Genomic DNA, 11,455 nt, shown 5'->3' on the forward strand with positions numbered 1-11,455 from the left:
CGCCTACTCCGGAGGGTTTCGCTGGTAGAAGTCTTTTGCGTCTCTATGCATGTCTACGCCGTGGTCGTAGCCCACCTCGGACTGGTTGTCGACGTTCGTGCGCATGTCCGTCTCGTTGGCACCAGCCGGCATGCCGGCCACGGACAGGCCGTTGAGCGCCTGCTCGGTGGCGTTCTGCCGGGCGTCGAACGAAGCCTTTCCGGCCTCGTCCGCCGTCTCCGCCGCGGTGTTCCGCTCGGCTCCCTCGACCACCTCGCCCACCACCATCTCGGTGACGCCGTTGATGATCTCCCCTGCCACGGGAACCCGCTCGGTGGCCAGACCGACCGTGGAGCCGAAGACCGAGTTGAACATGTCGGCACGCTTCTGCAGCTGCTCGTTGTAGTCCTTGTCGCTCAGCTGCCCGCCGGTGACGATCTCGTCGTGCCGTGCGCCGCCCAGGATGCCTTCGACGGTTCCTGTGCCGTAGGCGATGTGCTGCAGGTTCACGGCCGGCGTGCCGGAGAACCTGTCGGGGTGTTTGACGACATCGCTCATCAACGTCGCCGAATAGTTCTCCGCCCCGAGGGTCGCCTCGGCATACGACTCCGGGTTCCGGCCCAGCACGTCCAGGAACTCGACGGTCGCCATGGTGTCGAACTTCTGCGGATGCCCGTACAGGTCCCCGAAGCTGTCGCTCTGCCGCAGCGTGTTGTTGATCTCCGGCATGTACTCGCCCGCCATGCGCCCCATGCTGTCGGCCATCTTGTCGTCCATCAGCTTGGGGTCCCCCGCCAGCGAGTTGACCACCTTCTCCATGATGGCCAGGCGTTCCGGCGTGTGCTCCGGGTGCGGGGACACCGGGCCGTGGTCGAACGGCATTCCCGTCGTCGCCGCCTCGAGCGCGTGGCCGAGGGCGTCCTTGCCGAAGACCTTGTCCTCGCCCGCGGTCATCGGGGACGTCGCGTCGGGGATCCAGGTGCGGGCGCCCTCGCCCTTGCCGTCGGAGCCCATGCCCATCAGGTAGTCGAGGTTGGTCATGCTCTCGCCGGGGCCCGCGACGTTCGCCTGGAGGAAGGCGGTGGAGGCGTCGGGGTTGCGGCCGTACGCCTCCAGGAGGCCCGTGAGCGGGTCCCAGCCGCCTCCGCCCGTCGCGTCGGCGTTGAGGCCGAAGCCCTTCATGCCCGCGTAGCTGCCGTCCGGGCGGGACCAGGCGCCGCCGTCCATCTCCCGCTCGTACGCGATCATGTCGTTGCCGACCTTGTCGAGAAAGCCCTTCTCGTACGTGCCGTGGCGCAAGAGGGTGCCGAGCACCTGGTAGCCCTTGGGCTCGATGCGGTTGCCCAGCATCTCCAGGTCGAGGTTGCTGCGCCCGAGCTTCATCAGCTCCTGGGTGTACTCGTCGCCGAGCTTCGGCTGCGCGGTGGCGAGCGCGATGCCCATGCTGTCCTGGATGCTGCGTGCGAGCTGGAGCTGGGTGCCGCCCTCGGCGGTGCCGTCGAGGGAGATCTGTGCCTGGAACCTGAGGGCGCCCTCGGGGCCGAGGTCGCGGTAGAGCTTGGTGGCGAAGGGCTGGTCGTCGGCGTTGTACTTGAGGATCGTGCGGAGCTCCTTGAGCTCCTCCTCCGACAGCTCCTTGCCCTCCTTGTAGAGCTTGAGGCTCTTCTGGGCGAGTTCGGCGGCGCGCTCCTCCTGGGCCGCGTCGAGCGAGTCGTAGTTCGTGTGCCCGAAGTTGTTCGGATCGTTGCCGTGCGACTTGCCGAGCGCCCGCGCCACCGAGGCGTCGATCTCCGACGCGTGTCCGATCAGTCCGGCCACACGGTCGGCCAGGGCCTGGGCCGCGTCCCGCTGTGCCTGGGTCCGCTCGTCGGTGTCGCCCCGTACGTGTGGGAAGAACCAGCGGACGGCCCCGCCGCCGATGTCCTCGATCCGGCAGCCGAGATGGGCCGCGTCCGTGCCGACGGCCGTCTTCACCTTCTTCTGGATGCCGACGAGTTCGGAGTGGGCGTCCTCGAGGAGCTGATACGTGGTCTGGGCCTGCGCCTGGGCGTCGGCGAACTCCTTCTTCGTCTTGCGGACGAAGTCGCGGGTCACCGTGGCGTTGTCACCTTTCCAGCGCGCACGCTCCGACTTGGCGTACATGCCGTTGTCGGCGTTGCCCGCCAGCTTCTTGAGGTTGTCGGCGGCCTTCTTCCAGTCCGCGACGGCCGTGCCCAGCTTGCTGAGATCGACCTCGACGAGGTCTGTGAGAGTGAGGCTGCCCACCGCTGTTCCCCTGTTCCGCCCGTTTCCCCGCGTTTACTTGAAGTACTCGTTGATCTTCGACCAGGACTCCGCGCTGCCGTCCCGATGCCGCAGTGAAGCGGCGATCTGGGCGTCGTCGTTCGCGTGCTGCCCCTTGCTGTAGTCGAGGTGGTTGGAGATGTGCGCGCAGGCCTGCAGCAGGGTCTTCAGGGAGGTGTCCCACATGCTCAGGGCGGTTCCGAGGGCCGGGCCCAGGGCGAAGTGGTTCCGCGAGAGCTCCGAAGAGGCCTGCATCGTCGACCCGGCCCCGCTCTTGTCCGCCCCCATCCCGGCGAGGTCCGCACCTTTGCCCAGCTCGCCGTGCAGAATGAACGCCTCGTGCCCGACGGCTCCCAGGTCGTCCTGGTTCACGACGAGGCCGCCCGTGCCGGACCCGCCCGGATCCGCGGGCACCTGATTGAGCTGCATCCCGGTCGGCTCCCGCTCGACCGCCGCGCTGTTGAGCTGCTCCCACTCGTCCCACGCCATGAAGGTTCCTCCCCCGCGCGTCCCGTCGTATGGGCACACTGCGGGTCGAACCTAGTGAAGGGCTTCACTCACTTGCAAGTGCTATCGGCCATGCCGCTTTCAGCTGTGCCGTTTCCAGCACGGTGGACGCGGGGCGACGATCCCGGGTCCGGCGCGGCCGGGGCGGAGTTCAGGCGGGGCCCGCCCCGGACGTGTCCGAGGGAGTGTCGAACTCAACGAGAGGTTGCGGACACGACCTAGCCCTGCGGAACCGCCACCGCCGCCTGCGGCCTGATCGGGAGCCTGTTGATCGGTCTGCCCGTCGCCGCCCGAACCGCCGCCGCGACCGCTGCCGGGGAGGTCACCACCGGGACCGCGCTGGCCGGTTTGGCTCCGAACGGGGCCACCACGTCCCGTTCCTCGACCAGCTTCACGATCCGGATGTCCGGGGCGTCCAGCGAGGTCGGCAGGGCGTAGCCCGTGAGGTCCGGGTGGCGGACCAGGCCGCGGGCCGTGCGGAGGTTTTCGGTGAGGGCCGTGCCGACGCCCTGGGTGACGCCCGCCTCGATGCGGCTGGCGAGCTGGGCCGGGTTCAGGATGCGGCCCACGTCCTGGGCCACCGCCATTTCGACCACGCGGATCGAGCCGAGCTCGATGTCCACGTCGACCACCGCGCGCACCGCGCAGAACGCCATGCCCACGAACGCGTCACCCTGGCCCGAGCCGTCGAGAGGTTCCGTCGGGTGCGGGCGGCACTGGGCGGTCGCCCACAGTTCCTTGCCGTCCAGCGCTTCCGTGACGGTCGTGGACAGCACACCGTCGTACGACGTGATCTTGCCGTCGGTGATCTGGAGCAGCTCGGTGGACATGCCGAACTTGTGGGCCAGCGGCTGAAGCAGCTGTGTGCGGACCATCTTCGCGGCCCGCTCCACCGCGCCGCCCGAGACCCAGGTGTGGCGGCCGTGGGCCGCCGGGCCGGCCGGGGGCTGGTCCGTGTCGACCGAGGCCACATGGACCTCTTCGACGCCGAGCGTCTCCTGGACGATCTGGCGGGCGAGCGTGGAAAAGCCCTGGCCCGTCTCGACGGCCGCGCAGATGACGGTGGCGACCCCGTCATGCACCTTCACCGTCGCGGTGGAGACCTCGTCGGTGCCCTCGGCGCCGAGCATGTGGACCATGCCCAGCGCGTAGCCGACGCCCCGGCGGACGGCGCCCGGTTCGCCGGCGCCCTCGGGTCCGCCGGGCAGGAGCCAGTCGTCCTCCGGCGAGTCCTTGGGCAGGGAGGGGAGCGGGAAGTCCCGTACGGCCTGGAGCAGTTCGGCCACCGGGGCCGGGCAGGTGACCGTCTGGCCGGTGGGGAGGATGTCGCCGGTCGCGAGGACGTTGCGCAGCCGGACCTCGGTCGGGTCGAGCCCCAGTTTCGCGGACAGCTTGTCCATCTGGGCCTCGTAGGCCGCGCACACCTGCATGGCTCCCTCGCCGCGCACATGGCCGGAGGGCGGGTTGTTCGTACGGACGGCCCAGCCCTCGATGAAGGCGTGCGGGACGACGTAGGGGCCGCAGGCGAACGCGACGGCTGCTGCGAGGGATTCGGAGGAGGCGTCGGCGTACGCGCCCGCGTCCAGCAGCAGTTGGGCCTCGACCTTGACCAGGCGGCCCTCGGCGTCCGCGTGGTGGCGGTAGCGCAGCAGGGTCGGGTGGCGGTGGGCATGGCCGAGGAAGGACTCCTCGCGGGTGGCCGTCAGCTTGACCGGGCAGCCGGTCTTCAGTGCGAGCAGGCCGAGCGGGAGCTGGAAGCCGGGGTCCTCGCGGTCGCCGGTGGCGCCGGGGACTCCCGTCACGACGACCTTCACCCGCTCGGCGTCGAGGCCGAAGCACGAGGCGGCCAGGTCGCGGTCGGTGTGCGGGTCGGTGGAGGCGACGTACAGCTCGACCCCGCCGTCGGGGCGCGGGACGGCGAGACCGGCCTCCGCGCCGATGGGCGCGGGGTCCTGGCGGCCGATCCGGTACAGGCCCTCGACGACGATGTCGCCCGCGATGTCCGGGTCGCCGTAGCGCAGCGGGATGTGCCGGATCAGATTGCCGTCGGGGTGCAGGGGCTCGGCGGCGAAGGCCTTCTCGGGGTCGGTGACCGGTTCGAGCACCTCGTACTCGACGGCGATGGCGGCTGCCGCGAGACGGGCGGTGTCGGGATGGTCGGCGGCCACGGCCGCGAGCGCCTCGCCGTGGTGGCGGACGATCTCGGAGGCGAAGACGGGGCGGTCGGCGATGCGCCTGCCGTAGGCGGTGTCGCCCGGAATGTCCTCGTGCGTCACCACGGCGCGTACACCGGGCATCTCCTGCGCCGCGGAGGTGTCGATCGACACGATCCGGGCGTGCGGGTGCGGGGAGCGCAGGATGGCCGCCCACAGCAGGCCCTCGGCCCAGAGGTCGGAGGCGTACGGGAAGGTGCCCTCGGTCTTGGCCCGGGCGTCGGCGGGAGGCAGGGAGGCACCGAGGCCGTGGGTCGGCTGGTCGGGGCGGGGAGCACCGGCCGTCTGGGGCGTCGCGGTGGTGGCCGCGTCACTGGTCACGCCATGCCTCCGTCGTGCGGGTGGGGCTGCACACTACCGGCACCGGGCGGCGCCTGGTGCGGAATGCGCGCTTCCTCACTCGCCTCGGCGGCGGCCGCCGCACTCGCTCCGCGCTCGGCGACGACCTCCTTCACGGCGTCGAGCACGCCGCGATAGCCCGAGCAGCGGCAGAGGTTGCCGCAGAGGGCCTGGCGGGTCTCGAGCTCCGAGGGGGCGTGGTTGCCCTCCAGCAGGTCGTGCACGGTCATCGCGATACCGGGGATGCAGAAGCCGCACTGGACGGCGCCGCACGCCGCGAGGGCGCGCTGCACGTCGGACGGCTCGCCGTCGCCGGCGAGGCCTTCGACCGTACGGACCTCGGATCCGGCGGCGGTCGCCGCCGGGACCAGGCAGGAGGCGACGAGGCGGCCGTCGACCTGGACGTTGCAGGCGCCGCACTCGCCCTGGGAGCAGCCGTCCTTGGCGCCGGCGAGGCCGAGGCGCTCGCGCAGCACGTAGAGCAGTGACTCGCCGATCCAGGCGTCGGTGACGGGCCGGTCGGCCCCGTTGACGCGCAGGACGTAGGAGGTGGGCGGGTGCTCCTCGGTGCCGGTCGAGGAGAGGGGAGCTTCCGATGAGGCTGCGGGCTCAGGGGACGAGGCGGGCTCTGCGGAAGCGCTCTCGGCAGCAGAGGGTTCCGGGGCGTACGCGTCCCGCGACGGCTCCCCCGCGCTCTCCTCCCCCGCGCTCTCCTCCTCGCGCCGCTCGGCCGAGGCGTGCTCGACCGGGGTGTCCTCCACCAGCGGCGGCTCCGCGGCTTCGGGCTCCGGTGTGCGCTCGTCGTCCGCGGTGCTCCCGCCGGCGGGCGCCGTGGCCCAGGGCGCGGGCGCGCCGCCGGGCAGCGTCGCCGGTGCCTCGCTCGCCCACGGCGCGGACGCACCGCCCGGCAGGGTCGCCGGTGCGGTGCCCCACTGGGACTGGAGCAGGGAGGCGGCGAACTCGCCCGACTCCTCCGGCAGATCGCCCTGTGCGACCGGGATGGTCCACTGGCCGGTCACGTCGGAGGCGGGTGCGGGCTCGCCCTCGGTGAAGCTCCACTGGCCGGTGACGTGCGCGTCCGCGGAGTACCGGTCCGTGTACTGCTCACCGTGGCCGGCGGACCCGCCGGGCTCGGGCCACTGCACGGTCTCGGGCTCGCCGGTGGGCTGCTGGACGTGCCAGCCCTCCGGCACCGACGGGTCGGACACCGGCGTCAGCGGCATGATCATCGGCGGTACGTAGCCGTGCCCGGGCGCCGCGAGCGGCGCGCCGTCCTGCGAGCCCTCGGGGGGCAGTTGGAAGAAGCCGGTCGCCTCGGCGTCGTACTCGCCCTGAGGCGTCGGCTCCCAGCCGCCGTGCTCCGGCGCCCGCCCCCGCGGATTCTCTTCGTTGCTCACGACAGCGCCCTCCCCAGTGCACGTCGGGCCAGCGCGGCGACCGTGCGCCGCAGATGCAGTACGGCGGGCGGCAGCACGGGCTGCGCCTGGCCCGGCTCGGCCGGGGCCGGGTCGGGAATGCACGCCGCCGCGACGTACTCCCCGAAGGCCGCCAGCGCCTCGCCCGCGAGTCCGCGCTCGCCGTCCCAGTCGATCAGTGAGGCGATCCAGCGCTCGGCCTCCAGCGGCCGCAGCGGCATCGGCGCGATCGCGCCGACCGCGCAGCGCACCCCGCGCCGTACCGGGTCGAGGACGACGGCGACGGACGCGGTGGCGCGGCCGGGGCCGGTGCGGCCGGTGGCCTTCACGAAGACCTGGGGGGCGTGCAGCAGGGGGACGCGTACGAAGCCGATGAGTTCGGCCGGTCCGAGCATCTCGCGGCCCGCCAGCAGGTGGGACACCGGGATCTCCCGGCGGCTGCCGCCGGGGCCCGCGATGACGAGGTCTGCCTCCAGGGCCGCCAGGACGGGCAGGGTGTCGCCGGTCGGGGCCGCGGTGGCGATGTTGCCGCCCAGGGTGCCCGCGTTGCGGATCTGGGGCGGGCCGGCGGCGCGCGCGGACGCGGCGAGTGCGGGGATGAGGGCGGCGAAGTCGGGGCGTCCCATGCGGGCGTGGGTGAGGCCGGCGCCGAGCAGGGCGTGTCCGTCCAGGTAGCGCCAGCCGCGGATCTCGCTGATGCGGCCGAGGCCGACGAGTCCGGAGGGACGCAGCTGGCCACGGTTGACGGCGGCCATGAGGTCGGTGCCACCGGCGACCGGCACGGCGGCGGGCATGTCGCTCAGCGCCGCCACGGCCTCGTCGAGCGAGGCCGGCAGCGTCACCGACTGCGATGTCTGCGGTGCGTGCGTGGTCACCCAGCTGCCCCTTCCCGGTGTCCGGCTGTCCCGCCCGTGCTGGCCGTACCGTACGTGCTCACAGCCCGGACGTGGCAACTCTGGCACATCTTCCGAGCCGACCGACGAACGGGTCCGCGAAGGGTGCATCCGTACCGGATGCACCCTTCATTCAGTGTTCGACCGTTTTGGAACGCCATCGGAATCACAGGCGGATTGCCACTCTTCGGTGACCGTTGCGGGTATTCCTCACGGCCCTTCCACCGTGACAGCATGCGCGGCCCCGAGCACCGGGCTTGCGCCGGGCTCACACGTTTGGGGGCGCACCCTCGATCGGGCGTCCGAGACTGCCCGTCATTCCTTCGGGCAGAGGGCGCTTCTGCCACGGCAACGGGCCGCCGGGCGGCCGGTAGTCGACGCCGAGGGCGTCAAGGCGGCGGTAGTGGGCGGTCATTCGCCGCTCGAAGTCGGCGAAGTCCCGGTCGGCGGACGCGGGCAGCGCCGACCAGGCGACCTCGGCGAAGGCCGCGAGCCGCGGGAAGACCTGGTAGTCGACGCGGGCCCGGTTCTGCATCACCTCGGTCCAGACGTTGGCCTGGGTGCCCATGATGTGCGCGGCCGCCTCCGGGGACAGCCCCGGCGGCACGGGCTCGAAGCGGTAGACGTCCTCCAGGGTGCGCACGTAGCCGATGGGCATGGGCTCGTCGGGGCCGCCGTCCTGCCGGTGGTCCAGATACACCTGCTGTTCGGGGCACATCACGACGTCGTGGCCGGCCTCCGCCGCCGCGATGCCGCCCGCGTAGCCGCGCCACGAGGAGACGGCGGCGCCGGGTGCGAGACCGCCCTCCAGGATCTCGTCCCAGCCGATCAGCCGGCGGCCGCGGGCGGCCAGCCAGGTGTCGAAGTGCCGGATGAACCAGGACTGGAGTTCGTCCTCGTCGGCGAGGCCCAGCTCCGTGATGCGGGCCTGGGCTGCCGGGGAGGCCTTCCACTGGTCCTTGAGGCACTCGTCGCCGCCGATGTGGATGAACGTGGAGGGGAAGAGCGCGAGGACCTCCTCCAGCACGCCCTCGTAGAAGCGCAGGGTGCTGTCGGTGGGGGCGAGGACGTTCGGGTTGATGCCCCAGGTGTCCCAGACGGCCAGGGGCTTGCCGTCGGGAGAGGTGGGGACGTCGGTGTTGCCCAGTTCCGGGTACGCGGCGATGGCGGCCTGCGAGTGGCCGGGGATGTCGATCTCGGGAACGACGGTGATGTGCCGGTCGGCGGCGTACGCGACGATCTCGCGGATGTCGTCCTGGGTGTAGTAACCGCCGTGCGGGGTCTCGTCCCAGAGGTCGGAGGCCCGGTGGCCGTATTTGGTGCGGGTGCGCCAGGAGCCGATGTCGGTGAGACGGGGGTGGCGCTCGATCCGGATGCGCCAGCCCTGGTCGTCGGTGAGGTGGAAGTGGAAGACGTTCAGCTTGTGCGCGGCGAGCAGGTCGAGTTGGCGCAGCACATCGGTCTTCGGCAGGAAGTGCCGTGAGACGTCGAGCATCATGCCGCGCCAGGCGAACCGGGGACGGTCCGCGACGGCGATGCGCGGCAGGTCCCAGGTGCGGCCCGCGGGAGGCAGCGGCGCGGCGCGGAAGGCGTCGGGGCCCAGCAGTTGACGCAGGGTCTGCGCGCCCCAGAAGACACCGGCGGGGCTGCCGCCCTCGACGACGACCGCGGCACCGGTGGCGGAGCCGTCGGTGCACAGGCGGTAGCCCTCGGGCCCCAGTTCCCGCTCCACGTCGGGGCTGATGCGCAGGGCGATGCCGTGGGGGTCCGCGCCGTCGGGGAAGGTGAGCCCGGTGGCGGCGCCGAGCACGGCGCGCAGCCACCGGGCGGTGCTCTCGGTCCCGGCCTCGGCGTCGAGGCGGGTGTGCACGCCGAGCGGCAGCCGGCCGTTCCCGGGCCGGGCGGAGCCCTCCGGTGCGGCCCCGGGGGCCTCGACGAGCACGGGCCGGGGGATCAGGGACGCGTCGTCTTCCATGACGGCAGCCTTTCAGGGGTGGGAGCGGGGTGGGGCAGGCGGGCGGCCGCGTCAGTCCTTCACGGCGCCGCCCAGGCCGGACACCAGGCGCCGTTGCACGAGGACGAAGAAGACCAGGACGGGCACGGTCATCACCGTGGAGCCGGCCATGATGCCGCCCCAGTCGTTCTCGTCGGGCTTGAAGAACACCAGCAGCGCCATCGGCAGCGTCGACTGCGAGGTGTCGCTGATAATGAAGGACTTGGCGAACAGGAAGTCGTTCCAGGTGGAGATGAACGAGAAGACGCTCGTCGCCACAAGCCCCGGGAACACCAGCGGGAACAGGATCTGCCACAGGAAGCGTGTCCGGCTCGCGCCGTCGATGTACGCGGCCTCCTCCAGTGCCTCCGGCACCGCCTTCACGAAGCCCCGCAGCATCCAGATCGCAAACGGCAGCGAGAACGCGATGTGCGGAAGGATCAGCGAGCCCAGCGTGTTGAGCTGGCCGAAGTCCCGCATGAGGAAGAACAGCGGGATCGTCAGCGCCTCGATCGGCACCATCTGCGCCACGAGAAACATGATCAGCAGGGTCGTGCGGAACCGGAAACGGAACCGCGTGACGGCGGTCGCCGCGAGGAAGGCGATCAGGGCGGACGCGATGACCACCACCCCGGCGACGAACAGGCTGTTGAGGAAATAGCGGCCGAATTCCTGCTGTTCGAAGACACGGCGGAAGGAGTCGAGGGACGGTGAGAGCGTCCAGGGACGCGGGTCGGTGGACTGGATCTCGCCCGCCGGCTTGAACGCCGAGAGCACCATCCAGTACAGCGGGAAGGCCACGATCACCGCGATGACGAGCGCGGATGCCTCGGCCGCGAGGCGCCAGGGACGGCGGATACGGAGCGAGCTCACAGTTCTTCTCCCTGGCGTCGCAGAAGGCGCAGATAGACGAGGGTGACGGCCAGCAGAATCAACAGCATGACGATGCCGATCGCGGAGCCCAGGCTGTACTGCGAGGACGCGAAGGCCTTCTGATAGGCGTACACATTGAGCACGAGATTCTGGCCGGCGATTCCTCCGCCGTTCGTCATCACGTAGATCTGCGTGAAGACCTTGAAGTCCCAGATGATCGACTGAATGGTGACGACGACCAGAATGGGCCGCAGCATCGGCGCCATGACGGAGCGCCAGATACGCCACTGCGACGCACCGTCCAGGGAGGCCGCCTCCAGCACCTCGGAGGGGATCGACCGGATGCCAGCGTAGACCGTGACCATGACGAACGGGAACGAGCACCAGACCACTTCGAAGAGCACGAGGGCGAACGCGCTGTAGCGCCCGTACGTCCAGGAGTGGTCGCCGAGACCGAGGATGCGGTTGACGGGACCGAAGTCCGGGTCGAAGAGGAAGACCCAGACGGTGGAGCCGGTGATGGCGGGCGTCGCCCAGGCGCCGAGCGCGGCCATCATCAGCGCGAGTCGGGGCACCGCCCGGATGCGCGTCAGCAGCACGGCGAGCGTGCAGCCGACGGCGAGGGTGGCGACGACGCAGGCCGCCGCGAAGACGACGGTGGCGAGCAGGACCTCCCAGAACTGGCTGTCGGCGAAGAGCGTGCGGTAGTTGCCGAGGCCCTGGAAGGTGGTCGGTTCGCCGCCGCTGACCTGTGCCTGGGTGTATTCGAGGAACGAGATCAGGCCGAGCTGGTAGATCGGGTAGACGAGCAGTCCGGCGAGGACGACCAGGGCGGGCGCGAGATAGACCCAGGGGGTCCAGCGTCCGTCGCGCCGTTTCGTGCGGCGGCTTCCGGCCGGGGCCGGCGCGGTCCTGACGGGGACCGCGGCCGGCTCGGCGGCTGTCGCTTGGTGCGTCATG

General features: G+C 71.3%; 8 protein-coding genes. All 8 read right to left on the bottom strand.

Annotated elements, in window-relative coordinates; genetic code table 11:
• Nucleotides 1–3 precede the first annotated feature (3 nt).
• Nucleotides 4–2,244, bottom strand: coding sequence for a hypothetical protein (locus ACQPWZ_RS13845; protein ID WP_433571474.1), 2,241 nt, complete (start codon nt 2,242–2,244; stop codon nt 4–6).
• 33 nt (nt 2,245–2,277) lie between these two features.
• The gene (locus tag ACQPWZ_RS13850) at nt 2,278–2,751 is read right to left on the bottom strand and encodes a hypothetical protein (RefSeq protein WP_340473330.1); all 474 of its coding nucleotides are present in this window, start codon (nt 2,749–2,751) and stop codon (nt 2,278–2,280) included.
• A 236-nt stretch (nt 2,752–2,987) separates the two neighbouring features.
• A complete protein-coding gene (locus tag ACQPWZ_RS13855; protein WP_340473331.1) occupies nt 2,988–5,303 on the bottom strand; it encodes a xanthine dehydrogenase family protein molybdopterin-binding subunit in 2,316 nt (771 codons plus the stop codon).
• Nucleotides 5,300–6,718, bottom strand: coding sequence for a (2Fe-2S)-binding protein (locus ACQPWZ_RS13860; protein WP_433571475.1), 1,419 nt, complete (start codon nt 6,716–6,718; stop codon nt 5,300–5,302). The genes ACQPWZ_RS13855 and ACQPWZ_RS13860 overlap by 4 nt, the downstream gene beginning before the upstream one ends.
• Nucleotides 6,715–7,611, bottom strand: coding sequence for an FAD binding domain-containing protein (locus ACQPWZ_RS13865; RefSeq protein WP_340473333.1), 897 nt, complete (start codon nt 7,609–7,611; stop codon nt 6,715–6,717). The genes ACQPWZ_RS13860 and ACQPWZ_RS13865 overlap by 4 nt, the downstream gene beginning before the upstream one ends.
• Before the next feature lie 286 nt (nt 7,612–7,897).
• Nucleotides 7,898–9,604: a beta-N-acetylhexosaminidase gene (locus ACQPWZ_RS13870; protein WP_433571476.1), complete on the bottom strand. Its 1,707-nt coding sequence runs from the start codon at nt 9,602–9,604 to the stop codon at nt 7,898–7,900.
• 51 nt (nt 9,605–9,655) lie between these two features.
• Nucleotides 9,656–10,495, bottom strand: coding sequence for a carbohydrate ABC transporter permease (locus ACQPWZ_RS13875; RefSeq protein WP_313946066.1), 840 nt, complete (start codon nt 10,493–10,495; stop codon nt 9,656–9,658).
• Entirely contained in the window at nt 10,492–11,454 is a 963-nt protein-coding gene (locus tag ACQPWZ_RS13880; protein WP_340473335.1) for a carbohydrate ABC transporter permease, read from the bottom strand. The genes ACQPWZ_RS13875 and ACQPWZ_RS13880 overlap by 4 nt, the downstream gene beginning before the upstream one ends.
• Nucleotide 11,455 lies beyond the last annotated feature (1 nt).

It is taken from the genome of Streptomyces sp. CA-251247 (assembly GCF_050952975.1).
Lineage (GTDB): Bacteria > Actinomycetota > Actinomycetes > Streptomycetales > Streptomycetaceae > Streptomyces > Streptomyces achmelvichensis.

What these genes read in the sequence shown, in the direction of transcription:
- ACQPWZ_RS13880 (WP_340473335.1), bottom strand. Translation starts at nt 11,454, where the DNA reads ATGACGCACCAAGCGACAGCCGCCGAGCCGGCCGCGGTCCCCGTCAGG.
- ACQPWZ_RS13850 (WP_340473330.1), bottom strand. Translation starts at nt 2,751, where the DNA reads ATGGCGTGGGACGAGTGGGAGCAGCTCAACAGCGCGGCGGTCGAGCGG.
- ACQPWZ_RS13870 (WP_433571476.1), bottom strand. Translation starts at nt 9,604, where the DNA reads ATGGAAGACGACGCGTCCCTGATCCCCCGGCCCGTGCTCGTCGAGGCC.